This is a genomic window from Pseudomonas sp. PDM28 (genome assembly GCF_019219115.1).
Taxonomy (GTDB): domain Bacteria; phylum Pseudomonadota; class Gammaproteobacteria; order Pseudomonadales; family Pseudomonadaceae; genus Aquipseudomonas; species Aquipseudomonas laurylsulfatiphila.
In genome coordinates this window covers 259,655-283,687 of record NZ_JAHUWG010000007.1, presented here as the reverse complement: position 1 = coordinate 283,687, position 24,033 = coordinate 259,655, and the positions used below count along the sequence as shown (strand labels likewise).

General features: G+C 57.1%; 28 protein-coding genes and 1 pseudogene. 28 read left to right on the top strand and 1 reads right to left on the bottom strand.

The features are described 5' to 3' along the window. Nucleotide 1: 1 nt before the first annotated feature. The 9 genes and pseudogenes from KW841_RS29730 (at nucleotide 2) to KW841_RS17975 (ending at nucleotide 7,891) form a co-directional block, all read left to right on the top strand. The gene (locus KW841_RS29730; protein WP_256357859.1) at nucleotides 2-856 is read left to right on the top strand and encodes a hypothetical protein; all 855 of its coding nucleotides are present in this window, start codon (nucleotides 2-4) and stop codon (nucleotides 854-856) included. After that, nucleotides 837-1,619 carry an ATP-binding protein gene (locus tag KW841_RS18010; RefSeq protein ID WP_218478753.1) on the top strand — a complete coding sequence of 261 codons (783 nt, stop codon included), beginning with the start codon at nucleotides 837-839 and terminating at the stop codon, nucleotides 1,617-1,619. Before KW841_RS29730 ends, KW841_RS18010 begins: the two co-directional genes overlap by 20 nt. Continuing rightward, nucleotides 1,619-2,119 carry a hypothetical protein gene (locus KW841_RS18005; RefSeq protein ID WP_218478751.1) on the top strand — a complete coding sequence of 167 codons (501 nt, stop codon included), beginning with the start codon at nucleotides 1,619-1,621 and terminating at the stop codon, nucleotides 2,117-2,119. The genes KW841_RS18010 and KW841_RS18005 overlap by 1 nt, the downstream gene beginning before the upstream one ends. Further along, nucleotides 2,119-3,459 carry a site-specific integrase gene (locus KW841_RS18000; RefSeq protein ID WP_218478749.1) on the top strand — a complete coding sequence of 447 codons (1,341 nt, stop codon included), beginning with the start codon at nucleotides 2,119-2,121 and terminating at the stop codon, nucleotides 3,457-3,459. Before KW841_RS18005 ends, KW841_RS18000 begins: the two co-directional genes overlap by 1 nt. Next, the gene (locus KW841_RS17995; RefSeq protein ID WP_218478747.1) at nucleotides 3,428-3,748 is read left to right on the top strand and encodes a hypothetical protein; all 321 of its coding nucleotides are present in this window, start codon (nucleotides 3,428-3,430) and stop codon (nucleotides 3,746-3,748) included. Before KW841_RS18000 ends, KW841_RS17995 begins: the two co-directional genes overlap by 32 nt. A 12-nt stretch (nucleotides 3,749-3,760) precedes the next feature. Further along, nucleotides 3,761-4,135, top strand: a pseudogene (locus KW841_RS17990) (antiterminator Q family protein); the annotation flags it as partial. A 357-nt stretch (nucleotides 4,136-4,492) separates the two neighbouring features. Further along, nucleotides 4,493-5,395 (top strand): hypothetical protein, encoded by a 903-nt coding sequence (locus KW841_RS17985; protein WP_218478743.1) that lies wholly within the window; start codon nucleotides 4,493-4,495, stop codon nucleotides 5,393-5,395. Then, complete coding sequence (locus KW841_RS17980; protein ID WP_218478742.1) at nucleotides 5,395-5,856, top strand: hypothetical protein; 462 nt, start codon at nucleotides 5,395-5,397, stop codon at nucleotides 5,854-5,856. The genes KW841_RS17985 and KW841_RS17980 overlap by 1 nt, the downstream gene beginning before the upstream one ends. Beyond that, on the top strand, nucleotides 5,831-7,891 hold the full coding sequence (locus KW841_RS17975) for a hypothetical protein (protein WP_218478740.1): 2,061 nt from the start codon (nucleotides 5,831-5,833) through the stop codon (nucleotides 7,889-7,891). The genes KW841_RS17980 and KW841_RS17975 overlap by 26 nt, the downstream gene beginning before the upstream one ends. Nucleotides 7,892-8,140: 249 nt before the next feature. Here the strand turns inward: KW841_RS17975 and KW841_RS17970 are convergent, their stop codons facing one another. Then, nucleotides 8,141-8,389: a hypothetical protein gene (locus tag KW841_RS17970; protein WP_218478737.1), complete on the bottom strand. Its 249-nt coding sequence runs from the start codon at nucleotides 8,387-8,389 to the stop codon at nucleotides 8,141-8,143. Nucleotides 8,390-8,585: 196 nt separating this feature from the next. Here KW841_RS17970 and KW841_RS17965 point away from each other — a divergent pair, with 196 nt between their 5' ends. The 19 genes from KW841_RS17965 (at nucleotide 8,586) to KW841_RS17875 (ending at nucleotide 23,943) form a co-directional block, all read left to right on the top strand. Continuing rightward, complete coding sequence (locus KW841_RS17965) at nucleotides 8,586-8,912, top strand: phage holin, lambda family (RefSeq protein WP_371319517.1); 327 nt, start codon at nucleotides 8,586-8,588, stop codon at nucleotides 8,910-8,912. Nucleotides 8,913-9,040: 128 nt separating this feature from the next. Then, on the top strand, nucleotides 9,041-9,487 hold the full coding sequence (locus tag KW841_RS17960; protein ID WP_218478733.1) for a DUF1737 domain-containing protein: 447 nt from the start codon (nucleotides 9,041-9,043) through the stop codon (nucleotides 9,485-9,487). 523 nt (nucleotides 9,488-10,010) lie between these two features. After that, the gene (locus KW841_RS17955; protein WP_218478731.1) at nucleotides 10,011-10,610 is read left to right on the top strand and encodes a terminase small subunit; all 600 of its coding nucleotides are present in this window, start codon (nucleotides 10,011-10,013) and stop codon (nucleotides 10,608-10,610) included. Between the two features lie 3 nt (nucleotides 10,611-10,613). Beyond that, nucleotides 10,614-12,623, top strand: a complete 2,010-nt coding sequence (locus KW841_RS17950) for a phage terminase large subunit family protein (RefSeq protein ID WP_218478730.1) — start codon at nucleotides 10,614-10,616, stop codon at nucleotides 12,621-12,623. Between the two features lie 53 nt (nucleotides 12,624-12,676). Then, on the top strand, nucleotides 12,677-12,883 hold the full coding sequence (locus KW841_RS17945; protein WP_027923826.1) for a phage head-tail joining protein: 207 nt from the start codon (nucleotides 12,677-12,679) through the stop codon (nucleotides 12,881-12,883). After that, nucleotides 12,883-14,367: a phage portal protein gene (locus KW841_RS17940; RefSeq protein ID WP_218478728.1), complete on the top strand. Its 1,485-nt coding sequence runs from the start codon at nucleotides 12,883-12,885 to the stop codon at nucleotides 14,365-14,367. The genes KW841_RS17945 and KW841_RS17940 overlap by 1 nt, the downstream gene beginning before the upstream one ends. Continuing rightward, on the top strand, nucleotides 14,364-15,518 hold the full coding sequence (locus KW841_RS17935) for a head maturation protease, ClpP-related (protein ID WP_218478725.1): 1,155 nt from the start codon (nucleotides 14,364-14,366) through the stop codon (nucleotides 15,516-15,518). Before KW841_RS17940 ends, KW841_RS17935 begins: the two co-directional genes overlap by 4 nt. Next, nucleotides 15,515-15,859 (top strand): head decoration protein, encoded by a 345-nt coding sequence (locus KW841_RS17930; protein WP_218478722.1) that lies wholly within the window; start codon nucleotides 15,515-15,517, stop codon nucleotides 15,857-15,859. The genes KW841_RS17935 and KW841_RS17930 overlap by 4 nt, the downstream gene beginning before the upstream one ends. Before the next feature lie 63 nt (nucleotides 15,860-15,922). Continuing rightward, the gene (locus KW841_RS17925; RefSeq protein WP_104449527.1) at nucleotides 15,923-16,918 is read left to right on the top strand and encodes a major capsid protein; all 996 of its coding nucleotides are present in this window, start codon (nucleotides 15,923-15,925) and stop codon (nucleotides 16,916-16,918) included. Between the two features lie 2 nt (nucleotides 16,919-16,920). Next, nucleotides 16,921-17,235 carry a hypothetical protein gene (locus tag KW841_RS17920; RefSeq protein WP_218478719.1) on the top strand — a complete coding sequence of 105 codons (315 nt, stop codon included), beginning with the start codon at nucleotides 16,921-16,923 and terminating at the stop codon, nucleotides 17,233-17,235. Continuing rightward, nucleotides 17,232-17,864 (top strand): hypothetical protein, encoded by a 633-nt coding sequence (locus KW841_RS17915; RefSeq protein ID WP_218478717.1) that lies wholly within the window; start codon nucleotides 17,232-17,234, stop codon nucleotides 17,862-17,864. The genes KW841_RS17920 and KW841_RS17915 overlap by 4 nt, the downstream gene beginning before the upstream one ends. Next, nucleotides 17,857-18,420 (top strand): hypothetical protein, encoded by a 564-nt coding sequence (locus KW841_RS17910; protein WP_218478715.1) that lies wholly within the window; start codon nucleotides 17,857-17,859, stop codon nucleotides 18,418-18,420. Before KW841_RS17915 ends, KW841_RS17910 begins: the two co-directional genes overlap by 8 nt. Next, entirely contained in the window at nucleotides 18,387-18,947 is a 561-nt protein-coding gene (locus KW841_RS17905; RefSeq protein WP_218478713.1) for a phage baseplate assembly protein V, read from the top strand. The genes KW841_RS17910 and KW841_RS17905 overlap by 34 nt, the downstream gene beginning before the upstream one ends. Nucleotides 18,948-19,004: 57 nt before the next feature. After that, nucleotides 19,005-19,226, top strand: a complete 222-nt coding sequence (locus KW841_RS17900; protein WP_218479001.1) for a hypothetical protein — start codon at nucleotides 19,005-19,007, stop codon at nucleotides 19,224-19,226. Between the two features lie 13 nt (nucleotides 19,227-19,239). Beyond that, complete coding sequence (locus KW841_RS17895; RefSeq protein WP_043302559.1) at nucleotides 19,240-19,566, top strand: GPW/gp25 family protein; 327 nt, start codon at nucleotides 19,240-19,242, stop codon at nucleotides 19,564-19,566. Next, nucleotides 19,563-20,441: a baseplate J/gp47 family protein gene (locus KW841_RS17890; RefSeq protein ID WP_218478712.1), complete on the top strand. Its 879-nt coding sequence runs from the start codon at nucleotides 19,563-19,565 to the stop codon at nucleotides 20,439-20,441. The genes KW841_RS17895 and KW841_RS17890 overlap by 4 nt, the downstream gene beginning before the upstream one ends. 1 nt (nucleotide 20,442) lies before the next feature. Beyond that, the gene (locus tag KW841_RS17885; RefSeq protein ID WP_218478710.1) at nucleotides 20,443-21,054 is read left to right on the top strand and encodes a phage tail protein I; all 612 of its coding nucleotides are present in this window, start codon (nucleotides 20,443-20,445) and stop codon (nucleotides 21,052-21,054) included. Then, nucleotides 21,047-23,356 (top strand): phage tail protein, encoded by a 2,310-nt coding sequence (locus tag KW841_RS17880; protein WP_218478707.1) that lies wholly within the window; start codon nucleotides 21,047-21,049, stop codon nucleotides 23,354-23,356. The genes KW841_RS17885 and KW841_RS17880 overlap by 8 nt, the downstream gene beginning before the upstream one ends. After that, the gene (locus KW841_RS17875) at nucleotides 23,356-23,943 is read left to right on the top strand and encodes a hypothetical protein (RefSeq protein ID WP_218478706.1); all 588 of its coding nucleotides are present in this window, start codon (nucleotides 23,356-23,358) and stop codon (nucleotides 23,941-23,943) included. Before KW841_RS17880 ends, KW841_RS17875 begins: the two co-directional genes overlap by 1 nt. The last annotated feature ends 90 nt before the right edge of the window (nucleotides 23,944-24,033 follow it).

The following is a 24,033-nucleotide window of genomic DNA, read 5'->3' as shown; positions in this document are numbered from 1 at the left end:
TATGCAGTTCACGATCACGATCAACCAGGTGAAAGCACTGGAGTGGGGGTTGAACTCCCAGCAGGCGCTGCTGTTTTCGTTTGTCTACGAGTGTCCTAGCTGGGCAAGGCCAATCAAGACCGATAACGGGATTTTCTTTGCCTTGAGCAAGGCAAAGATCGTGGAGGAATTGCCCTTGCTCACTGACAAACCAGATACCGCGTACCGACTTCTCAAAGGGCTCGAGACCGCCGGGCTGATCGAGCTATCCCACACTTCCAACATCAGTTTGTTTCGTTTGACCGAAAAGGCCAAAGAGTGGAATCGCAAGTTGGACGGGTCGGAAAAATATCCGACCTCTGAGGTGTTTGAGGGTCGGAAAAATATCCGATCTACCTCGGAAAAATCTCCGAGCAAGGTCGGAAAAATCTCCGAACAGGGTCGGAAAAAAATCCGAGGAGGGTCGGAAAAATTTCCGACAAATCAGGGTACCAGTAATCAGGGTACCAATCAGGTAACCAGTAATCAGGAAAAGCAGGGCGCTAACGCGCCAGGCAAATCGTCAAAATTCGACCCGCTAACCGCCAAGCCGGAAAACGTCAGCGTCGAGGTTTGGGCCGACTGGTGCCAGCACCGCAAGGAAATCCACAAACCCCTCACCGCTAAGAGCTGCGAACAACAGGCCAAGGCCTTGGCGAGCCATTCAGCCCCCGATTCGGTGCTGGCCCTTTCGATCAGCAACGGATGGACGGGGATCTTCCCCGACAAAACGGTCAGCCCCGCACGTCCACTTCCGGCCAGTCGCCATTCCGGCTTTGACACTCGCGATTACAAGGCCGGCACCAAGGAGAACGCCAATGGCACCTTCCGTCTCTAACTTCGGCGCTCACATGGACCGCAAATTCGGCGTCATCGGCCGTCAGCCAGCGAGCTGCTTCGATCATGGCGAATATTCGGCGGTCGTCCTCAAGGGTGGCAACCTGTCTGGGTGTCCCATCTGCGCGAGCAACAAGCGCGACATGCAAGAGCTCGAGCGCAAGCGCTGTCAGTTTCGGATCGTTCAGCAATCAAGCGCCCGGATTCCGAAGCGTTTCGCGGAAAAGACATTCGCCGATTTCGTCGTGTCGAATCCGGCTCAGCAGATTGCCCTGGATGCGTGCACCGACTACGTCGACAACTTTTCGAAGCATCGCCGGGAAGGTCGCTGCATGTTGCTGTTGGGGAAGGTCGGCACCGGCAAGACCCACCTAGCCATTGCCTCGGCCAATCACCTGATCAACGAATGCATGGTCAAGGCGATTTACCGCACGGTGGGCACGCTCATCGGCGAGATCCGGGCGACATTCAATGAGCGCTCGGGCGAGTCCGAGGCGCACATCTTGCGTGAAGTGATCGGCGCGGACCTGCTGGTGCTCGATGAGGTCGGCGCGACCAAGCAGAGCGAGTTCGAGCTGGCCACCTTGTTCAGCATCATCAACGGTCGTTACGAGCAATGCCGTCCGACGATCATCGTCAGCAACCTGTCGCCCGCCGAACTGAACGACGCCATTGGTGCGCGCTGTGTCGACCGCATCCGCGAAAACGGCTGCATTGGTGTGGCATTCGAGTGGGAATCTCAACGCGGTAAGGAGGGCTTCTGATGAACGCCGCCAAGCAACAAAACATGCTCGCCGGGCAATCGTCGCTCGCCCGCAAAGTATTTCAAGTCGTGCCGATCCAGGAGCGCTGGAGTGCTCACGATATTTTCAATTCGTTGATGGTTGCCGAAACCACGGGTGCCCAGTTTCCGGCCGTACGTCGCGGCCTGGGCGAGTTGAAGGACGCAGGTCTCATTCGTGAACCCGTTAACGGACACTTCCAGCGCACCACCATCACCATCACGCCCCAGAGAGAACTGAGCATGTCGAAAGATATCAAGCCGGCCATGGCTACCACCAAGAAACCCGAGGGTAGCGCTCTGGATACATTGGCGGTGCTGTCTGGCGAGGTAATCAGCTTTGCCGAGGAGGTTGGTCAGCGCATGAAAAAGCTCGCCGCGCGTATCGAGGAAGTGGCGTTGTCCGTTGAGGCAGAGCGTGAGGCCAACGCTGAAGCACTCGACAAATTCAAGCTCCTGCAATCTCTGCTGAAGGGGGGCTGATGGGTAATTGGACAGCCGTAGTGAAAACCCTGACGGTGAAGCTGTCGGACGCCGAGATCGAGCGAAACGCCAAAAAACTGCACGTCCGCGATCTGCGTGATGCGAGTCATCCGGCGTTGCATTTTCGCTTCGCAAAGAATCGTTCTCGTGGCTCTTGGTACTTGCTCAGCAAGCGCTCCTGGCACCGTATTGGTGGATTCCCGGATCTGAGCACCAAGCAGGTGGTTGCGGCGCTGCCGACTGTCCGTCTTCGAGTTGCTGCCGAAGAAGGTTCGACCGTTTCGAAGTGGGTCACGACCGGTGAGTTGCTGACCTGGTACGCCGAGCGCATGGCGCGTGATCGCAGCTTGTCCGAGAAGCGCAAGAAGACCGGCGCTTCGATGATCAAGTGCCACCTCATGCCGCGCCTCGGTGATCTGCCACTGGCCGACATCGACAAGGCTTCCCTCGATAGCGACCTGATGTGGCCGCTGCAAGAAAGCATTTCCATCGACTACGTACGTTCGGTATTCCAGTTGCTGGCCCTGTCCTTTCGGCAGGCGTTCAAGCTGGGCCTGATTTCGTCAAACCCGATGACGGGCATCAAGTTCAATGACTTCTCCAAGGCCAAGGTCGGTATCAAGCCGTCTCGGTTGCGCGGCACCCAGCTGCAAGACCTGATGACGCGCTTGCTCGGTGCGATGGCGAACAACCCGGGGGATGGTCTGTTGGCGCTGCTGATGCTCTGCCACGGCACGCGGATCGGCGAAACCCGGCAGGCACGCTGGTCACACATCAGCCTGGCCGAGCGTGAGTGGTTCATTCCTGCCGAGCACACCAAGACCGGCGTCGAGCATCGACTGCCGCTGACCGAGCAAGTACGCAACGTGCTCATCAGCTATCGCGAGATCCAGCGGGCCAAAGGGTATGACGGCCAGTTCTTGTTCCCGTCTCGGAACGGCAAGGCACTCAGTGAGGGGCAGGCGAGTGCCGTGTTCGTGCGGCTGGGGCAGGGCGAGTGGACCAGTCACGACCTGCGCAAGTTGGCCCGCACCGGCTGGGCAGACCTCGGCATTGACCACCTGATCGGCGAGCTATTGATCAACCATGCCATGGGCCACAACGTGAAGGTGTACATCCAATCGGATGTGATGGGTCGCAAGCGTGATGCCCTGGAGCGGTGGCACGCGCATCTAGATCAGAAGGGATTTGAGCGGATTCATATGTTGACTGGTGTTAGATCCGGAGATTCCGGTAGTGCGCTAGAAGCCACAGAGAATAAGGGCTGTAAGGCCATTCAAGAATCAACCATAGGCGAGGATTCAAAACATGAAAAAACCCCAGGGCCATGGCTTTTGTAAGGCGCAGATCGAACTGGAACATTGCTCGACCTGCAAGGGCAAAGCCGTTGTGCAGGGTGTTTTTTATGAGCTGGTTTGCAGCGATTGCAACGGCTCAGGTTGGGTAATGGCGGAGAGTCAGTTGGTGCTTTCAACAGACGAATTAGTGACACAGCTCAGCCTCAGATTGCAGCAGGCTCAGCGCGAAATTGAATTATTGCAGCGAGGCCCGTCGGTATCCGGCCCGGCTGGGTATTACCAACAGAACAACCGCCGCGGTGCCGGCGGATCGAATTTCACCGGGGACTAAGGGGTACAACACATGATGATTCGAAAACCAGCGCTGCACCCGTTAGGCGATACGGAATACCTACTAGAGCAATGGGGGTGGTGGCGTATGGATGGAAGGGGAATCCCCAGCTATGCGTCGCCCATGTTGGCACTGATGCGCGATGCAATGCCATCGCCTGCCAAGTCCTATTGCATCACCGATGAGCTTGCCTGTGTCGTGGACGCCGCGTTGGCTCGCCTGTGTAAACGTGATCAGCAGATGGGGGATATTGTCTGGCTGTACTTCGGCGCAAAATGGCCGGCAGTTCGGGTCGGAAAGTATCACCAAGTGAGCGAGGGGAAAGCTCGAGAGCTAATGAAAGCTGGGGTGGCCTGGATTGATTGCGCTCTCGAAAGCATAAAGGAAGGGTGGGGGACAGAATATTCGGAAAACCACTCCGATACCCCGCGCTTAGGTATCGTCAAAATCACAGCGGGTAATCGCACCGATTTGACTAACCAATTGCATACCACCTAACTAGGCATGGGCTTCTGCATTGACGAGTTTTGCGGGGGCTGGCCGGAGCGACGATCGGCCATGGGCCGGCCCAGAGCGATCATTGAAAGTGCATGTTATCAAGCGGTTGGTGCGCTCTAAATTCTCGCTGATAGCGCCAGAATGAAGGCGCGTTGAAAAAATGAACGGAAGAGCCCAGAATGCAGCTAACCGAAGCACAGTTTGGAGTTCATAGAGGCTTGGGGAATTTATTCAGGATGTCCACGGATGATTAATAATAAACATACTGACCCGAAAGCATTTGAACGATATTTTAAAGATATTATAAAGTTACATTATTCACCTGCCAACTACCGAGACGTACCTGACGGGCAGGGCGGTGACTATGGTATTGAGTGCTATACCCTTCGTGGTCACGCCTTCCAGTGCTATCTTCCAGAGCAAACATCGGATGTCGCAAAATTAGTCACCGCCCAAAAAGCCAAGATAAGCCGAGATATAAAAAAGCTTTCCACAAATGAAAAAAAGTTGGAGGCGCTATTTGGATCGACAAAAGTATGTCGCTGGATACTCGCAACTTCTGCGCATAAATCCGCAGAGGTTACAAGTTTTTGTGCTCAAAAATCGCTAGAGGTACGAGGGCAAGGACTGAACTTTGTAGCTGACGATTTTGAAATACTTATTCATACTGAAGATGATTACAAAATTGAGGCTGCGCATTTAAATAGGCAGGTCTATCAGTTAAATATCGACTTTGAGAGAACTACTTCTCAAGGGGTTGAAGGGTGGATCGATAATAATCTTACTTTTCTTGATAATTTAGACCGAAAGCTTCCAAAAATAATAGGCGACGAAGAAAGAAGGCGTCAAACAAAGAGCTCTTTGGTTCATAAGTATTTAGACTATCAAAATCTCTTGTCAAGATTGCTCCAGGACTGGGCGGATATTTATGAGATAGTTGTAAGATCTGTTCAAAATCGACAAAGTTACTTGGAGTCCAGGTTTCTCACGTCGCCCGATCTTCTTCCAAATGAAGTCATAAAAGATGAGCTCCAGAAACTTGAGGACGATCTCGCGAGAGAAGTTGGTACATTAAAGCGAACAGATATTGAGCTAATTAAGTGGGGGGTTGTTTCTGACTGGCTTATTCGTTGCCCACTGGATTTCTAATGAACCTAGAAGAGCTTCTCAATAGCCCGTTTTCTTTTAATCAAAGAAAAACCTTCACTCCGTGCGAAACAAGACCTTTATGGAAGTGTTCGCTTGTTATATTAATTATGGGCATAACAGGTCGAGAAAATCGCTGTTCGCTAAAGAAAATCCATACGGCCAACTGGTTGACAAAATCATCAGAGCATTTTGATGAACTGCTAGGCTGGGCTAAATCAGAAACACTTTTTGCGCCACATATCCGACTGGACCCCACAGTAGATAGAGCAATAGATTTAATCGCAGCTGCTGGCTACGTTTGTAAAGTGGGGGGGAAGGTATCGTTAACGGCCGCGGGCGAAGATCTATTTTCACAAATCTTCACCGAGACAGAGATCATGGAACGAGAGAAAAAGATTCTAACAGCAGCTAAAAAGTACCTGTCAGAAGCGGCTGTTGAGCGTATTTTCAAGGCGAACTAAGTATATGCTAGAGATAAGAAGACTTAAGATCATAGCGAAGACTTCTGTAGGTGATTACGGAGTTGATATACCCTTTGAGAGTGGTTTGTTTATTCTGAGAGTCGAAAACACTCACGGAAAGTCAACATGCATGAACGCTATTGCATATGCACTTGGAATGGAAAAAGCATTAGGCCTGGCAGATGTAAAACTACCATTCCCTCCATCTTTGACAAAGGAGATCGAGGACGAAAATGGCATAGAAATGCCCGTCATATCGTCATTGGTCCTGTTGGAAATTGGTAATGGTACGGGTGAAGTTGTAACCATAAAGCGACAAATTTTAGGTGTTTCGGAAGAGAATTCCACCCATATTTATCCAGCAAGTATAAATGATTTGGCGGCAGCAACTCCTCAGAAATTATTCTTACACAGAGAAGGCGATACAACTAGGGGGCTTGGCTTTTATTATTGGCTCAGCAAGTTCATAGGCTGGGATTTACCAACAGTCCCAACAATTGACGGACGAGAGGCCCCACTTTATCCGGCGGTTTTTTTTCCTACGTGGTTTGTTGAGCAGAAAAAGGGTTGGAGCTCGATACAGGCAACCACGCCTCTGTTTTTAAAAATAAAAGAGGCAAAGCGGCGCTCTATCGAATTCCTACTAGCGCTCGAGACTAACGCGATCGTTAAAAAGAAGCACTTTCTAAAAACGTCAATTGATGATCTTTCCTACTCTTGGAAGTCCTGTAAAAAAAGTCTGTCTCTTGCCGCCGCAAGGATTTCTGGAGAGGTAACAGGAATACCAGATGCTCCAGAAGTTAGCTTTGATCCATACAAAATCGATATTGCTGTTAAAAGCAAAGATAAATGGAGGTCGATTCAGTTTCTGAAAAGCGAAACAGAAGCAGAGCTTGATATATTTTTAAAGGGAATGCAGCAGAAAAATAATGAACAAGCCAACGATTTTAAAATTCTGGAAGAAATAGAGTCACGCAAAGTCAAAGCACGAGCACTAACGTACAGCGCTAACTCCATTGAAGAGGATGTGAGCTATTCCGCACAACAGATTCAGTCTGCGACGGTCCGAGTTGATAGACTCAGAGAAGACCGGCGGAAATACGAGGATTTAAAAAAGATTGGGCAATTAGATATCCTGAAAGACTCACCTTTAGGTGCTAAAAGTTGTCCCACCTGCTCTCAGGGGATATCAGATAACCTGGTCAATCTTGGGGACTCTTCCTCTATAATGTCTCTTGATGAGAGTCTTAATTATATAAAAGAACAAGGCAAGTTGGTTGAAAGTATAAGGGAGGGGCTTGGAGTAGAAAAAAGACTTAAGGAGGCGGAGCTGGGGAAATTAAACAGCGAAATTTCTTCGATATATGACGAAATAATTCGACTTCAAAAAACTGTGATATCGCCAGATGGCGTGATAATGGAAGAAAATCTACGAAAAAAAATAACTTTAGAAAATTTAATACGCTCTTATTCGGATGGCATAACAGCCATTTTACAAGCAAGGTTGGAGTTGGATAAGCACGTAAAGGAATACAAGAGGCTTATAGAGGCTCGAAGGAAACTACCACAAAATATTCTCTCAACGCTTGACTCCGAGAAGCTCTTAAGACTTCAGGGGCATGTGGTCAACCTATTGAAAAGCTTCGGATTTTCCAGCTTTAAGCCAGAGCTTATACAAATATCTGAAGAGACATATCTGCCGACGCGCGAAGGGTTCGATCTTGGATTTGACACGTCTGCCAGTGATGGAATTCGAATAATTTGGAGCTATTTAATAGGTCTTTTTAAATTATCAAAAAACTATGAAACCAATCATCCACAAGTGTTGATATTTGACGAACCTAGGCAGCAAGAAGCAAAAAAAGTCAGTTTTACGGAGCTTTTGAAAGAGTCTGCCGCAGCATGTGCTGGGCGGGGGCAAATCATACTTGCAACTTCAGAAGATGAAGACGTGCTTGTTAAAGCATTAGGTGGTAGCCCCTACACTATGCGTTCTTTTCCTGCGGATGATGGGAAAATATTGCGCAAGTTATAGTCTCGCAGGGAATATTTCGACCCTAGACAGAGTACCGGCTTCTGGCCGTTATCGGCCGGTACGAACGTCTCATCCGCGGCAGTGAAAGTAACCGGTCAAGCAGTGTCGCTTTCGCCAAGAAATAGGTTTTTTCGAATATTTATTAAAAACAGTTGTCCATATGGAATAGCTCTGTTTTTATAGCAACGTGTTCAGCTGTACAGCGCGACACCATAGAAAAAGCCCGGCCACAAGGTCCGGGCTTTTTGGTTACTTGGCTTTGAGGCCCCATTCTTTATCGAGCCAAGCGTTTAGTTCGTCCCGCTTGTGCGGAGCTTTTCCCGGTGCGCCTTCTAGCTTATGGGCAACTTTGCTCTGGTTTTCGTTGGTTAGTCCGCAACCACGGGTACTCAGATATCGGTCGATGAAGTGCTCCACTTCCCAGGTCTCAGTCATCGATACGTAAATTCGATCGATCTTCCCGCGGTACTTCTTGTTGTCGTCGTTTTTCCAAACCATGTGTTTCACCTGCTTTCTTCAGTGGCGGATTGCCACTCGTTTTGATAGCAGCTTTTCTTGATTGGATCCATTCTTCTAAAGTCGTCTAGACCGCTCGCCCGATGAAGGGCGCACAACAAATATTTAAAGGCTCACCATACCGGTGGGCCTTTTTCATTTCTGCTCCCTGATCAGGGGAGGATATTGGATGAAACCAATGCCAGACAAACCAGACACTTGGGCCATTGGTTTCATGTGGCTCAGTCAGCATTCGCAAACCATTTGGGCGGCATTTCTGTCGTTGTGTATGACCGTGCTGCGTGTGTTCTATACAGGCGGAACCTGGAAGGATGCACTGATCGAAGGCCCGATGTGTGTCTTGCTCTCCCTGAGCATTATCTGGGGCTTCGAGCTGATGGGCTTGTCGCCGTCGCTGGCCCAACCGGTTGGTATTTGGGTGGGCTTCCTCGGAGTGAAGAAGGTTGCCCACTGGGCTGATCGAATAGCCGAAAGCAAGTTTCCCAAATCGGGCCCGACACCATGAAGCGCTGTCCTTGGTTGCTGCCGCTTGTACTTCTGATGGCCTATGCCGTCACGGGCCACATCCATTGTGGTGAATCGCCTGCATGTCAGCCACTCACCGCTCAATCATTCAATCTTGAGGTTTAGATAATGGCCTACACCCAATATGGTGCAGTTGTTGCCGACAATCCCGAGGACCTGGTGGCCAAACTGGCTGAGTCCTTGACTGATGGTTGGCAGCCTTACGGTAGCCCTGTCTCCATCACCGAAGGCTTTCAAGTGCTTCAGGCTGTGGTTAAGGGATCGAGCAATGTCGGGGGGGCGCCAAGCGATATCACCTCGGACAGCATCACGGACGCCTCGGATGTCGGTAAGGCTGTGCTGGTGAGTGTTGATGCCGTCGCTGCTCGTGCTGCTATAGGTAGTGGGACGTCGGATTTCTCGGGTAGTTACAACGACCTGAGTGATAAGCCAGCCATTCCAGCCGAGGGTGATGCCGCGCTGCTGGAAGCTGGCACTGACCTCATTGCGCATACCTGGTCAGCCAAACTGATCCATGACGAGATTGCCCGCCAGATTGCAGCGCTACCAGTCTGAGATTCAAACAAGTGATTTCGACTGCCTCCGTTTCAAACGCGATCTTCAACCAACGTGGGATCTTCGTCCGTGTGGTAAGCCGATTGATTGAGTTCGGCCTGACAATGTGTGGATCTTCGAGGTTTCCAAAAAGCACCGGGGACCCTGGCAACTTCCAAGGAACACGGGGCATAAGACTCGCGCAAACGCGTTAGCGGCACCCCTCCAGAGTTAGTTAACTGGTTAACTCCCTCGGTTAACTTAGCTGAAAGCCTTATGGGCTGTGGCTTACAGGGCGGTTAACTAACGAATTAAGCTGGTTAACTCAGCCAACTGTCGAGTCGGCTGAAAGTCAGGCGGGCCGTGGCTTTCAGCCCGGTTAACTAAGGCAGTTAACCAAGAGTTAACTAAGCGATTAAAAAACGGTCATGAATTTGGCTGAAAGCCAGGCAGGCCCTGGCCTTGAGGTGGTTAACCTAGGAGTTAACCGACTAATTTACTCGGTTAACTCTCGGCCCCGCCGGGTTAACCGTAAGGCATCGACATGACAGCACTCACCAAAGCGGAGTTCGCCGCTCGCCAAGGCTGGTCGAAACCCTATGTGTCGAAGTTGGCCAAGAGCGGTCGTTTGGTTCTGCTGGCGGACGGCATGGTGGATGTCGAGGCCACGGACCGACTCCTGTTCAGCACTGCGGATCCGAGCAAAGCCAATGTGGCGGCGCGACATGAGCGCGAGCGGATACAGCGCAGGCCGGAAGGCAATACCCCGGGCCCCCAGATCGAATACGAGCCTTCAGCCGTTCTTTCGCACCAGGCGCCATTGGCCGGCGAGGGCATCCCGGACTTTCAGGAGTCGCGCGCCTATCGCGAGTTTTATGAGTCACGCCTGACCGAGAGCGAGTTTCACAAGAATCGTGGCGCCCACGTCGAGTTGGAGGCCGTTAAAACGGCGGCGTACACGACCGGGCGGATGTTACGGGATCTGTTGCTGGGTATGCCGCCACAGTTGGCCCCCGAATTGGCCGCCATGAGTGATCACTGGCAAATCGAGAAGCATCTCACTGCCGCCTTGCGCCGGGTGTTGGACGATGCCGAACGGATGTCCTCGACAGACCTCATCCATTCTTTGACTGCAGCGAGCTAATCCATGTCAGCGGAAATGCCCGACGGTGCAGCGGTGTACCGGGAGGCGTATTTCCGCGGGCTGCGGCCAGAGCCGGATGTCTGGATCGATCAGTGGGCTGACGAGTTCATGCGCATCCCGCGGGATGCCGGGGCCGCCGAACCCGGGCAGTACCGCACGGCGCGTACGCCGTATGCCCGCGAACCGATGCGCTGCCTGTCACCGGCGCACCCCTGCAAGCGCGTGGTGACCATGGTCGCCTCGCAGTTGATGAAAACCCAGATCGCTTTGAACTGGATTGGCGGCCTGATCCATATGGCGCCGTCCAACATTCTCACGCTGCTGCCCAGCCTGGGGTTGGCCAAACGAGTCTCGTCGCGCATCGGCAAGACCATCAAGGCCACCCCAGTGCTGCGCGAACGAGTGGCGGCGAACCGTTCGCGGGATGCGCGCAACACCATGGACACCAAAGAGTTCGAAGGTGGTTCGTTGTATGTCACCACCGCGGGCTCAGCGGCGAACCTGTCGGAGTTGTCGGCCCGGTACATCTACGGTGATGAGGTGGATCGCTGGGTGGTGGACGTGGGCGAGGAGGGCGACCCGATTGAGCTGGCTGAAACCCGGGGCAGTACGTTTGGCCGTAACGCCAAGTTTTACTTTTCCAGCTCGCCGACGATCCGGGGCGCCTCGCGCATTGCCGATTTGTTCGAGACCAGCGACCAGCGTTTTTACTACGTGCCGTGCCCGAATTGCGGGCACATGCAAGTCCTGGAATGGGAACGCCTGCATTACTCGACAGATTGCCAACGGGCGCACTATGAGTGCGCCGGGCCTGACTGTGACGTGCTGATCGAAGAACATCACAAGGGTGAGATGTTGGCCAAGGGCGAGTGGCGCGCCCATGCCCAGGGCGATGGTGAAACCGTCGGCTTCAACCTCAATGCGTTGTACTCGCCGCCCGGCTGGACTGGTTGGGCCGCGCTGGCCAAGCAGTTCGAGAAGGCCAAGACCGCCATGTCCCGCGGCGATCTGGAACCCATGCAGGTGTTCTACAACACCCGTCTGGCCAAGGTCTGGGACAGCGCCCAAGAGCAGACCAAAGCGGATGTGCTGATGGCTCGGGCCCGCCTGGAAACCTATGGTTTGGGTTCGATGCCGTTCGCCGTGCTGATGCTCACGGCCTCGGTCGATGTTCAAGCTAACCGGCTGGAGTTCATGGTGGTGGGCTGGGGCGCCGGCATGGAGCGCTGGATCATCGACTATCAGGTCATCTGGGGCGACCCTTCCGATGAACGCACCTGGTCAGTGCTCGATGACAAACTCAAGGCGCGTTATCCGCACCCGTGTGGTGCGGAATTAACGATTCGCGCGGCCGGCATCGACTCCGGTGGCAACCACACCGACGAGGTGTACCAGTTCTGCCGGCTGCGGCGCTGGCGCAACATCTTCGCCGTCAAGGGCGCGAGCAAGTCCGGTCGGCCGGTGATTGCGCAGCGGCCATCGATGATGGATGTCACCTGGAAAGGCTTGACCGAGCGCAAAGGTGTCGAGCTGTGGTTCATCGGTACCGACACGGCCAAGGACTGGATTTACAACCGCTATCCGGTGGAGGACGGTCCCGGCGCGCTGCACTTTGCCAACGACCTGCCGGATGATTTCTTCGCCCAGTGCGTCGCTGAGCGCAAGGTGACTCGGTACATCAAAGGCTACAAAAAAATCGAATGGGTCAAGGGCAAGGCGGAGCGCAACGAAGCCCTCGACTTGATGGTGTACAGCCTGGCGATGGCGCATTACCTGGGCCTGAATCGCTACAAGGAACACGACTGGGAACGGGTGAGAAGCGCCCTGATGCAGGCGGTGCCTCCGGGTGAAAAAGCTATTGCAGTCGAACGCGTCCGCGCTCCGGTGTCATCTCCGCAGCAACCGGCGGACCCCGTGCCACCACCTGCTAAGCCGGTAATAGCACCGCTGCCGATTGCACGGCCGCCACAGCGTCGAAGCTCCAGCAGCGGCTACCTCAAAAAAAGACGCTGAATGAAATCGCGGCATTGTCCTCCACGTTGTCTTTTTTCTTTAGAGCGATCCCCATGGCCTTTACCCAGCAGCAACTCGATGCGGTCGAGAAGGCAATTGCGCGCGGCGAGAAAATCGTGCGCTACGCCGATCGCAACGTCGAGTACCGCGACATCGACGAATTGCTCAGAGCACGCGACGAAATTCGTAGCTCGTTGATCGCGGCGGCCGGACCTCGTTCGCGCATCGTGCGGCTTTACCATGGAGGCAAGGGACTGTAATGGCTCGTCACTTTCCCACCTTGGGCCGCAGCGGATTCTTGATTCCGTCGAACATCAAGGCCAGCTATGAAGGTGCGGCCGAAGGGCGCCGTTCCGCTAGCTGGGATGCGCCCGACGCCGGCTTCAACAGTATTGCCATTCCGGCGTTACGAAATCTCCGCTCGCGTTCCCGCGCAGCAGTGCGCAACGACCCGTACGCCTTCAACATTATCGACAAGCGGGTCAGCAACCTGATCGGCACCGGCATCACGCCGCGGCCGAAAACCCAGGATGACGAGCTTCGGCATCTGCTGCAGGAACTCTGGGCCGACTGGACCGAAGAGTCCGACGCCGATGGCCTGACCGACTTCTACGGACAGCAGGCGTTGATTGCCCGGACGGTGGAAACGGCTGGCGAATGTTTTGTCCGCCTGCGCCCGCGCAGCCTCGAAGAGGGGCTGGTGGTGCCGCTGCAACTCCAGGTGCTGGCGCCGGAGTTTGTGCCACACGACAAGTCCGAAATGGCCCGTAACGGCAACGTCATTCGTGCCGGCATTGAGTTCAGCCCGGACAGTCGCCGGGTGGCGTACTGGATGTATCGCTCGCATCCCGGCGATGCTGCGTCGTTGAACAGTGGCTACAACCAGCTGGTGCGCGTACCGGCCAGCCAGGTGCTGCACATTTTTGAGCCGGTCGAACCGGGTCAGCTGCGTGGTCTGCCGCGTTTATCGCCGGTGCTCAAGCGCCTGCGCAGCCTGGACAACTACGACGATGCGGTGTTGTTCCGCCAAGAGGTGGCCAACCTGTTCGCCGGCTTCATCAAGAAGCCATCACCGGATGACATCCAGACCCCGGTCGACCCAGTGACCGGAGCGCCACTGAACCTCGCTTCGGATGGCTTCACACCGATGGTGGCATTGGAGCCCGGGACCATGCAGGAGTTGTTGCCGGGCGAGGAGGTCGAGTTTTCCTCGCCGCCAGATGCCGGCAACAACTACCCGGATTTCATGCGTCAGCAATTGATGGCAGCGGCGGCCGGCGCCGGAATGCCGTACGAGATCCTCACTGGCGACATGCGCGAAGTGAACGACCGTGCGTTACGGGTGGTGCTCACCGAGTTCCGGCGTCGACTTGAGCAGCTGCAATTTGGTGTGTATGTGCACCAGTTATGTCGCCCAGTGCGGGCCGCGTGGATGGATATGGCCGTGCTCAGTGGCGCCGTGCTGTTGCCGGACTACGCCCAACGCCGCCGTGAGTACCTGCGTACACGCTGGGTGCCACAAGGCTGGGCGTATATCCATCCGGTTCAGGATGTTCAGTCACGCACGATGGAAGTGAACGCCGGCTTTGCCTCGCGTAGCGAAATGGTTCTGCGCACCGGTTATGACGCCGAAACGGTGGACGAAGAAAACGCCGCCGATGCCGAGCGCGCTCGGGGTAAAGGTCTTAATTACAGCACGCTCGTCGAACTGCTCCAGGCGTTCGACGACAAGGAGCAGACATGAGCAAGAAAACGCCGCCGCGCATTTACAACAAGGCCGGCCAGCAAGTGCCGGTGCAGGATAAAAGCTGGTACGCCGTACACGCCAGCGGCGAAGCGACCGAGCGTGTAATCGAAGTTTTTGTATATGGCGAAATCGGCACCTGGGGCATTACTGCCAGTCAGTTCATGCAGGATCTGCGCGCGGTCGACGACGGCGTGTCGCCGGTGATCGCGGCGTTCAACAGCATCGGCGGCGACCTGTTCGACGGGTTGGCCATGCACAACACCTTGTCGCGGCTGGGCGAACGTTGCACGGCGCGTGTCGATGCATTGGCGGCGAGTGCGGCCAGTGTCGCGGTGTGCGGTGCCCACAAGGTGGTGATTGCGTCCAATGCGATGTTGATGATCCACAACCCGTGGACCTATGCGGCTGGCGACGCCGAGAGCTTTCGCAAGGTGGCGGATGTCCTCGACCAAACCATGGAGGCGATCATCGCGGCCTACAAGGCCAAGGCACCGGACATCGATGAGGTGGAGTTACGGGGTTTGGTGGCCGCCGAAACTTGGCTGACAGCCAGTGAGGCAGTGGCTCTGGGGCTGGCCGATGAGGTGGGCGACGGGGTGCAGGTCAAGGCGTGTCTGGGGCAGGGCGGGGTGATGCAGCGTTATCAGCACACCCCAGCTGAATTGCTGGCCCAGCTCGATGAGTTGCCTGAGCCAGATCCGGAGCCGGCGCCGGCGCCAAACGATCCACCCAAGCCAGTGATGGATTCGGCCAAGCTGGCGTTGTTGATCACTCAACGTTGCGCGGAGGCGGGGATCAGCAACCTGGTCGCGCCATTGCTCAGTTCGACCCAGCTTGAAAGCGAAGAAATCGTCCAGGCGGGGCTGACCCGGGCCAAGGCGGTGCATGACCTGTGTGTCGCGGCACGACTGCCAGAACTTAGCCTCGAGTATGTGGCCGCGGGGCTGGATGAGCCCGCGGTACGCGCGCGGCTGTTCGACAAGATCGTCAGCAGCGGCAACGGTTTCGAAATCGACAATAGCGTACCCCTCGACGATGACCCTGCACCAAAGGTGTTGGCGAAACAACCGAATCCCTCTTCGATCTGGGCGGCCCGTCAGGCCGCCCATGCAGGGCAACTCAAAAGTGCAAAAGGAGCACGAGCATGACCGTAAAGTACGAAACGCTACACGCCGGCGAGTTTCTGCTCTCGGAAGGGGCCGGGAAGATCTCTCGTGAATCCATTCTGGTGGCTGCCGGTGCCGCACTGAATGCTGGCCAGGTACTGGGGCTGGTCACGGCGACCAATGAGTTTGCCCCCTACGATCCCGCCGCTACTGACGGCACCGAAGTGGCGGCCTGCATCCTCTACGGGCCACTGGGCGAATCGACCGAAGAGCGTCGCGCCAGTGCCGTGGTGCGGCTGGCCGAGGTCAGCGAGGTGCATTTGACCGGTTTTGATGCTGAGGCCGAGGGTGCCTTGGCGGCACAGTTTGTGATTGCCCGCTAAGGCATTTCCCTTTCATCCAAACCCCGCCTTGAGCGGGGTTTTGCTTTTCTGGAGAGTTCCTTCATGGCCGATATTGGCATTTTTACCGACGATGTTTTTTCCGTGTCCTCGCTGACCGCGGCGATCAATGAGCAGGAGTACTTGCCGGGCCGCATCAGTAGCCTGGGCCTGTTTCGCGAGGAAGGCATCAGCACCCTGACCGTGCAGATTGAAAAGGACGGCAACACCCTGGCCCTGGTGCCGGCGGGTGAACGTGGTACCTCGGGTCTGGTCGTGGGTGCAAGCAAGCGTCAGATGATCCCGTTCAACACCGTGCACCTGCCGCAGCGCTTCACCATCAAGGCCGACGAAATTCAGGGCATTCGCGCCTTTGGTACGACCACCGAACTGCAGGCCGTGCAGGGCGTGGTCAACACGCGCCTGAGCAAGGCCAAGCGTCAACTCGATGCCACCCATGAATTCCAGCGCATGGGCGCGCTGAACGGCCTGGTGCTGGACGCGGATGGCTCGACGGTCCTGCTGAACATCTATCAGGCGTTTGGTGTGGAGCAACAAAGTTTGTCCATGGGCCTGAACGACTCGGCGACGAAGATCCGGGTCAAGTGCGCCGAAGCGCTGGACATGCAGGACGATGAACTGGGTAGCGTCACCAGCTCGGGCGCGCGAGCCTTCTGTGGCAAGAATTTCTGGAACAAGCTGATCACGCACAAATCGGTTGAGGAAACCTACCTTAATACGATCCAGGCCGCGGAATTGCGTGGTGATGCGCGGGACAGCTTCGAGCTGGGCGGCATCGTCTGGGAGCGCTATCGCGGGCGGATCGCCGGGGTGTCGTTTATTCATGACGATACAGCCCTGTTGATTCCCGAAGGCGTGCCGGAACTGTACATCTCCTGTTTCGCCCCGGCGGACTACATGGAAACGGCCAACACCCAGGGCCTGCCGTATTACAGCAAGCTGGAACCACTGCCGTTCAACAAGGGCATGGCCGGTGAAGCCCAATCCAACCCATTGCACCTGTGCACGCGTCCACGGGCACAGATCCTGCTGACGCTCTGATCATGGCCTTTCGAGACCTGGTCGCGGAGATCGACAGCGTGGTGTTCGACACCCTGGCCGATGTCGGCTTCATCGAAGGCCGGCGCGTGCTGGGCATGTTCTCGGCGCCCTGGTTGCAGCCCAAAATCGGCCGCTTGAACACCGGTCTGCGCGATCCGTGCTTTCACATTCGGGTGGCCGATGCCGTGGGCGTTGAAAAAACCCAGACGGTGCACATCGATTTACCAGCCTTGGACGGTGGCGGCGAGTACACCCTGACACACCTGGAGCCAGCGGGTGATGGTCTGGTGGCCTTGTCGTTGAGGTTAAAAGCATGAGTGCCGTGTCGGTCTCGCTGCAGTTTTCCGCAGACGACATGCAGGCTTTTAAACAGCTGGCCAAGGTGGTGCCCAAGGCCGCTGCCGCGGCGCAACGGCGGGCGATCAACAAGACGTTGGGCTGGCTGGCCACATACATGGCGCGCGATGTCAGCAAGCAGGAGCGGATTGCCGTCCGCGCGGTGCGCCAGCGCTTGCGCAGCTATCCCATCAAAGGCCAGGGCCAGTTGGGCAAACTCTGGTTCGGCACCAACCCGATGGAGGCCAGCCGGATTGGTAATCCCCGGCAGGGCAAGGCCGGTGTCTCGGTGGCGGGGCGGCGCTACCAGGGCGCCTTTTACAAGCGCGTGTATGGCAACAAGGCGGATATCTGGATTCGCACCTCCAGCAAACATTTCAACCCGGATGACTATCCCGGCAGTGCGTCCGCGGGGGGAGGTACAAGTTCGGGCTGGATCGCGGAAAACGACAACCGTTTTCCATTGGCCAAGGCCAAAGTCTCACTCGAAGACGTTGAAGGTCCGTTTTACACCTGGGCCAACAAGGCCGATGAACGTCTGCTGGTCGTGTTCAAACAGGAGATGAACTTTGAGCTGCACAAATACCTGAAGGGGAGCGCCCGTGTCTGATCCTGCCTTTTCGCTGGATGCGTTGTACACCGCGATCGAGGACCACATCCGCCAAGCTTTGCCCTCGGTGCGGTTTGTGGCGACCTGTCCGGACATTCAGGACCGGATAGCGTTGCCGGCGGTATTTCTCGAGCCGGTTGAGTTTGAGCCCGGGCCCGACATCGGCACCGGTGAAACCGTGTTGATCCAGCGCTTTGAAGCGCGGGTCATTGTCGCGCCCGAGTTGGCCCGTCATCAGCAACTGGGTGCGCAGTTGGCGGCACAGCTTGCCATTCTGTTGCGAGCGCAGACCTGGGGGCTGGACAACGTCGAACAGGCGCAGTTTGTGGCCTCGCGTCAGGACTGGACCAAACCCGAACTGGATGGCTACACCGTGTGGACGGTGGAGTGGACCCAGCAGATCTACCTCGGTGAGGTTGAGTGGCTGTGGCCTGTCGAGCCCCCGGGCACCCTGTACCTGAATGTCGATGGCTGCACCGGTACCGGCAATGAAGATCACTACTTTCCACCGGAGGATCTGGCATGGGATACGCCAGCGCCGAACATGACCGGATGATCGCGGCGATGCTGATGCCCTGCGTGGTGGTCGGCGTCGATCTAAGTGCCGGTCGGGTGCGGGTCAAGGCCGGTACCTGGGTCAGCGCCTGGGTGCGCTGGCACAGCCTGGCGGCGGGCAAAGCCCGTCACTGGCGGGCGCCCAGTCCGGGGGAGCAGGGCGCACTGTTCAGCCCCAGCGGTGATCCGGCCATGGGCACCTTTATCCCGGGACTGTATGGCAACGCCGGGGCGCCACCGGACAATCGCGATCACGTCGAAGCCTGGTACTTCGACGATGGCGGCTCGCTGGTCTACGACTGGCAAGCCGGCAGCTACAGCATCGCGTTGCCCGCCGGCAGCCGCGCGACGATCACGGTCGGGGGTTCGCAGTTTGAAGTGACGCCGGAGCAAGTCCGGGTGACGGCCAGCCAGATCACGCTGTCGGGTGAGGTAAGCATCGACGGCGCGCTGAGTGTATCCGGCGACATCACCGGCGCCGGCACGATCATGGACGCCGAAGGCAACAGCAGCAACCACTCGCATTGAGTGAACATTCACCTTCAGCCCACCGCGCGTGGGCTTTTTCATGCCTGGAGAAAAACCATGACGAGTAAAACCAAGGAAGTCTCGGCCGCCACCGAAGCGCCCGCGCCGGCCACGCTGAGCTTCTTTCGCGACACGCTGTACACCTCGCGGGTGCTGATTCTGCTGGACGCCGAGCGCACCTTGAAAGTCGAAAAAGGCCAGGTCGCGGTGGCCTCAGATGACACGGTCGCGCTTGAGTATTTGCGCGGCCGTAAGGACTTTGTCGCGGTCGAGGACTGATCCCATGATCGGGATGATCGGACTGGACCGCCGCACCGGCCAGCTCATTTCCGGCCTCGATCACCTGCGCCAGTCCATCGAGGACATTTTGTCCACGCCGCTGGGCAGCCGACGCATGCGCCCGGAGTACGGCAGCAAGCTGCGGCGCTTTGTCGACCTGCCGGTCAATGACGGCTGGAAAAGTGCCGTGCAGGCGGAGGTGGCCAGCACGCTGGGGCGTTGGGAGCCGCGTCTGAAGCTGGGCCGGGTGCGCGCGGTGGCCATCCTCGACGGACGTATCACATTTGAGCTGACTGGGCAGTACCTGGGCAGCGACGTGACCTTGGAGGTGTCCGCATGACCATGGAATTGGCGGCACTGCCGCCGCCGCAAGTGCTGGAGGACCTCGACTTTGAAGCGGTCTACCAGGAGAAGCTGGAAGCCTTCCGTCTGAGCATGGGCGACAACTGGAGCGCGGAGCTGGAAAGCGACCCGGTGCTCAAGCTGATCGAACAGGCCGCTTATGGCGCCTTGCAGAACCGGGCGCGGGTCAACGACGCGGGCAAGGCCTTGCTGTTGGCCCATGCCGAGCGGGCCGACCTCGATCACCTGGCCGCCAACGTCAACCTGCAGCGCCTGGTGATTCAGGCCGGAGATCCAAGCACGGTGCCGCCGACGCCGCAGGTGCTCGAAGAGGACGATGCCCTGCGCGAGCGGGTTCAGCTGTCGTATGAGGGACTGACCACGGCGGGGCCGCGCAACAGCTACATCCTGCATGCACGCAACGCCTCGGGCCTGGTGGCCGATGCCACGGCGGAAAGCCCGTCGCCCGCCGTGGTGGTGGTCACCGTGCTCAGCCTCGACGGCAGCGGCGCCGCCTCGCCTGAACTGCTGGAGGAGGTCCGACTGCAACTCAATGACGAGGACGTGCGACCGGTGACCGACCGGCTCACGGTGCAGAGCGCCATGGTCATCGACTACCGTATTGAAGCGGTGCTGTATCCGCAGGCACCCGGCCCGGAGAACGAAGCCTATCTGGCCGAAAGCCAGAAACGTCTGAGCGAGTGGATCAACCCGCGCCGTCGCCTGGGTTTGGAGGTGGCGCGCTCGGGCGTCGATGCGCAGTTGCACGTTCCCGGCATCGCCCGGGTTGAGCTGCTGGGCTGGACCGACCTCAAACCGAGCAAGGCCGAGGCGGCGTATTGCACGGGTTATAGCGTGACGCTGGGGGCCTGACATGAGCAGCCAGTTACCGCTCAACAGCACGCCGCTGGAACTGGCCGTGGAGGCGGCCAACTACGAAAAAACGCTGATTCCGCTGCGCAGTTTGTACAACGCCGACACCTGCCCTGAACACCTGTTGCCGTATCTGGCGTCGGCCTGGTCGGTGGACCGCTGGAACAACAACTGGACGCAGGAGGCCAAGCGCACGGCAATCCGTTCGGCGTACGACGTGCATGCACGCAAAGGCACCATCGGTGCATTGCGTCGGGTGGTCGAGCCCTTGGGCTACCTGATCGACGTCGTGGAATGGTTCGACACCGTGCCGGAAGGCGAGCCCGGCACCTTCGCCCTGGAGGTCGGCCTGAATGACGCCGGCATCACCGAGGAACTGTACGAGGAACTGGCGTGGTTGATCGACGACGCGCGTCCGGTCAGCCGGCACATGACCAATCTGGCGCTTAGCCTGCAGACCGAGGGGGTGTTGGGCATTGCCGTGTGCGTGCAAGAGGGCGAAGAGATCGACGTGTACCCCCCAGCTCCGAAAGACATCGACGTGACCGGCACCTTTGGCCCGGCGCTGTGCGTCGATGAAACCGATACTTTGGACGTTTATCCCTATGATTGATAAAACCAGTCAGTTTTTTGCCATTCTCACGGCGGTCGGTGAAGCCAAACACGCCAATGCCATCGCCATGGGCCTGGACTGGATGTTTAGCGAGATGGGCCTGGGTGATGCCAACGGCACCGACCCGATTCCCGACCGCCTGCAAACCCAGTTGATCAACGAATGGCGCCGGGCGCCGATCAACCAGATCCGCGTCGATCCGGCCAACCCCAACACCGTCATCACCGAGCAGATCATTCCTCCCGAAGTCGGCGGTGAATGGATTCGCGAGATCGGCCTGTACGATGTCGACGGCGACCTGGTGGCGGTGGCCAACTGCGCGCCGAGCTATAAACCGTTGTTGGACCAGGGCAGTGGCAAGACCCAAGTGGTGCGGATGAATTTCATCGTCAGCAGCTCGGCGAACATCGTGCTGAAGATCGATCCGGCCGTGGTGCTGGCCACGCGTGAATACGTGGACCTCAAGATCCAGGAGGAGCTGGCCAAACTGGACCACAAACAGTCAGCGCGGGTGGCGGCCACCGTCGCCATTGCCCTGAGCAATGTGCAGACCATCGATGACGTGGCCGTGGTCGTCGGTGAACGGGTGCTGGTGACCGCTCAGACAGAAGCCCAGGACAACGGCCTGTATGTCGTCAGCGCCGAAAGCTGGACACGGGCCGCCGATGCCGACAACAGCCTGGAAGTGACACCGGGGTTGTTTATCCACGTCGAGCAGGGCACGACCAACGGCGACAGCCTCTGGCAGTTGGTCACGGATGCGCCGATTGAGCTGGGCACCACCAGTTTGCAGTTTGAAATGATCGCCGGCGGCAGTGGGGTAGGCGTAGGCACCTTTCGTAGTGTCACCGTCGATGCCCTTGGGCGTGTAGTCGCCGGTACCAACCCGACCACCCTGGCCGGCTACGGCATCACCGATGCCCTTGCGGTGAGTGAAAACTTGGGCGATGTTGCGGATGTGGTCGAGGCTCGGAATAACCTCGGGCTGGGCACCGCCGCGACTGCTGTTGTGCAGGTCCATCTTCACGATGAAACGCCTGATGCGCTGATGAAGGTCGGAGCGTTCGGCTGGGGTGGGGCTGCCTATGCGGTCAGTGATGTTGATATCGGTAGCCTGAATGCGGTGACGGCCCTCTATTTCGTCAGCAATGGCGCGGGAGGGCCAGGTGGCGCGCCCTTTGAGGGTTGGGTTCGCGTTTCGGCGATTACACCAGGTCAATACGCCTTTCAGGAGATTTATGGGAATGCCGACCACACCCTACACCGCCGGGCCTTGACTGCCGGTGTTTGGAGCGAATGGGAAAGCACCTGGGACTCAACCGATCTGGTTAAACAAACCTCTCCCCAAGATGACACACCAGGCCGTGTATTGCTCACGGGTGCTTATGGCTGGGGCCAGGGGGGGATTGTCCTTCCCGAAGGCACCGATTTAGACACAGTCACCACCGCGGGCATTTACCGGGTGAACCCCGGCCCGAACGTTCCAGAGGGCGGTCAATTCTCCCCCATGCTGGTTGCGGTCAGTCAAGACACCCTCTGGCAACAAATCATCGGCTATAACACCGGTACAACGCTTACTCGTGGCGGTGTTCGGAGCCCAGAGGGATTCGTATTCAGTGCGTGGGTAACGGGTTGGGACACTAGTAACTTTGACCCTGCTGCGTACCAGGCGGCACTGGGTTTCACTCCCGTGCAGCAAGGCGGTGGTGCGGGTCAGGCGTCGAACAAGGTCTACATTGGTTATCGACCCGCCTCGAGCGATGTGGGTTTACAGGTTGATGCATCCGACTTCGGGAAGATCTGGACCGAAAGCAATTTTGATCCTGCTTCCATATTTGCCGTCCCTGTCGGCGTGCCGTTTCCATGGCCAACCGCTATGCCGCCAGAAAACTGCGTCGTAATGACGGGGCAGCCGTTCAATGTCGAGTGGTACCCAGCATTGCTGGCCGTGTATCCCAGCGGCATCCTGCCAGATCTGCGCGGTGAGTCGATTCGTGGTCTGGATGGCGGACGTGGCGTTGACCCCGATTCGGGACGCCCCGTGTTGAGCGCTCAGCTCGACACGCTGCAAAACATGACGGGCGAGCTCGTCCTGCAAGACGACGACTCGGCGTTACTGGTGAACACCGCGACTGGCGTATTTACGGGTGGTAACCACAGCACGGCCATTACGCCGGCTGCACCGCAAGTCACTACAACGGGTTACCGCTCAGTCGTTTTCAATCCTTCAGCCGTCGTCCGTGTGAGTACGGAAACCCGTATGCGTAACGTGGCGTACAACTACATTTGCAGGATGTACTGATGCCGAATTTAGTGAATGGTTTTTTTGAAGAGGGCGGTTGGATCGAGGTGTACACGTTCAGTGAAACCACCACGGAATACCTCGGCCAACACGAAACCTATGTCAGCTGTGGCTGCGGTCTGCCAGCGGGCGCCACGTTGGAAGAACCGCCCGAAGCCGGGGACGGGGAGGTGGTGGTCTGGAGGGATGGCAGGTGGTTGGTGGTGCCCGACTACCGAGGCGTGGCTTACCGCACCACCGATGGTGCCGAGGTGACGCATTCGATGCCTGGCGAACTGCCGGCCGAGCTGACGAATTTGCCGCGACCAAGTGCGGCCTATCTCTGGGATGGTTTCGTTTGGGTGCTCGATGCCGCGCGCGATCTGGCGATTCAAAGCCAGCGAGAACGGTCATGGATCGAAAATGAACTGCATTGGGCGGGCAGAGAGATCGACAAGCATCTGGATGCTGACCCAGCCGCGCTCAACACGGAGCAGGCTTGGCGCACCTATCGCAACGAGCTGCGGGCCTGGCCAGGATCGTCGGACTTTCCGGTCAGTGATAAACGGCCGCTAAAGCCGGACGGATCGAGCAACACCGCGTCCTGACGCCCCGCATTGCCGGGGCGTTTTCTTTTCCGTTACGCGTCACGTCACTCACAGCCTCGCTCGCGCGGGGCTCTTTCGTTTCTGGAGCAT

What these genes read in the sequence shown, in the direction of transcription:
- KW841_RS29730 (WP_256357859.1), top strand. Translation starts at nt 2, where the DNA reads ATGCAGTTCACGATCACGATCAACCAGGTGAAAGCACTGGAGTGGGGG.
- KW841_RS18010 (WP_218478753.1), top strand. Translation starts at nt 837, where the DNA reads ATGGCACCTTCCGTCTCTAACTTCGGCGCTCACATGGACCGCAAATTC.
- KW841_RS18005 (WP_218478751.1), top strand. Translation starts at nt 1,619, where the DNA reads ATGAACGCCGCCAAGCAACAAAACATGCTCGCCGGGCAATCGTCGCTC.
- KW841_RS18000 (WP_218478749.1), top strand. Translation starts at nt 2,119, where the DNA reads ATGGGTAATTGGACAGCCGTAGTGAAAACCCTGACGGTGAAGCTGTCG.
- KW841_RS17995 (WP_218478747.1), top strand. Translation starts at nt 3,428, where the DNA reads ATGAAAAAACCCCAGGGCCATGGCTTTTGTAAGGCGCAGATCGAACTG.
- KW841_RS17985 (WP_218478743.1), top strand. Translation starts at nt 4,493, where the DNA reads ATGATTAATAATAAACATACTGACCCGAAAGCATTTGAACGATATTTT.
- KW841_RS17980 (WP_218478742.1), top strand. Translation starts at nt 5,395, where the DNA reads ATGAACCTAGAAGAGCTTCTCAATAGCCCGTTTTCTTTTAATCAAAGA.
- KW841_RS17970 (WP_218478737.1), bottom strand. Translation starts at nt 8,389, where the DNA reads ATGGTTTGGAAAAACGACGACAACAAGAAGTACCGCGGGAAGATCGAT.
- KW841_RS17965 (WP_371319517.1), top strand. Translation starts at nt 8,586, where the DNA reads ATGCCAGACAAACCAGACACTTGGGCCATTGGTTTCATGTGGCTCAGT.
- KW841_RS17960 (WP_218478733.1), top strand. Translation starts at nt 9,041, where the DNA reads ATGGCCTACACCCAATATGGTGCAGTTGTTGCCGACAATCCCGAGGAC.
- KW841_RS17955 (WP_218478731.1), top strand. Translation starts at nt 10,011, where the DNA reads ATGACAGCACTCACCAAAGCGGAGTTCGCCGCTCGCCAAGGCTGGTCG.
- KW841_RS17950 (WP_218478730.1), top strand. Translation starts at nt 10,614, where the DNA reads ATGTCAGCGGAAATGCCCGACGGTGCAGCGGTGTACCGGGAGGCGTAT.
- KW841_RS17945 (WP_027923826.1), top strand. Translation starts at nt 12,677, where the DNA reads ATGGCCTTTACCCAGCAGCAACTCGATGCGGTCGAGAAGGCAATTGCG.
- KW841_RS17940 (WP_218478728.1), top strand. Translation starts at nt 12,883, where the DNA reads ATGGCTCGTCACTTTCCCACCTTGGGCCGCAGCGGATTCTTGATTCCG.
- KW841_RS17935 (WP_218478725.1), top strand. Translation starts at nt 14,364, where the DNA reads ATGAGCAAGAAAACGCCGCCGCGCATTTACAACAAGGCCGGCCAGCAA.
- KW841_RS17930 (WP_218478722.1), top strand. Translation starts at nt 15,515, where the DNA reads ATGACCGTAAAGTACGAAACGCTACACGCCGGCGAGTTTCTGCTCTCG.
- KW841_RS17925 (WP_104449527.1), top strand. Translation starts at nt 15,923, where the DNA reads ATGGCCGATATTGGCATTTTTACCGACGATGTTTTTTCCGTGTCCTCG.
- KW841_RS17920 (WP_218478719.1), top strand. Translation starts at nt 16,921, where the DNA reads ATGGCCTTTCGAGACCTGGTCGCGGAGATCGACAGCGTGGTGTTCGAC.
- KW841_RS17915 (WP_218478717.1), top strand. Translation starts at nt 17,232, where the DNA reads ATGAGTGCCGTGTCGGTCTCGCTGCAGTTTTCCGCAGACGACATGCAG.
- KW841_RS17905 (WP_218478713.1), top strand. Translation starts at nt 18,387, where the DNA reads ATGGGATACGCCAGCGCCGAACATGACCGGATGATCGCGGCGATGCTG.
- KW841_RS17900 (WP_218479001.1), top strand. Translation starts at nt 19,005, where the DNA reads ATGACGAGTAAAACCAAGGAAGTCTCGGCCGCCACCGAAGCGCCCGCG.
- KW841_RS17895 (WP_043302559.1), top strand. Translation starts at nt 19,240, where the DNA reads ATGATCGGACTGGACCGCCGCACCGGCCAGCTCATTTCCGGCCTCGAT.
- KW841_RS17890 (WP_218478712.1), top strand. Translation starts at nt 19,563, where the DNA reads ATGACCATGGAATTGGCGGCACTGCCGCCGCCGCAAGTGCTGGAGGAC.
- KW841_RS17885 (WP_218478710.1), top strand. Translation starts at nt 20,443, where the DNA reads ATGAGCAGCCAGTTACCGCTCAACAGCACGCCGCTGGAACTGGCCGTG.
- KW841_RS17880 (WP_218478707.1), top strand. Translation starts at nt 21,047, where the DNA reads ATGATTGATAAAACCAGTCAGTTTTTTGCCATTCTCACGGCGGTCGGT.
- KW841_RS17875 (WP_218478706.1), top strand. Translation starts at nt 23,356, where the DNA reads ATGCCGAATTTAGTGAATGGTTTTTTTGAAGAGGGCGGTTGGATCGAG.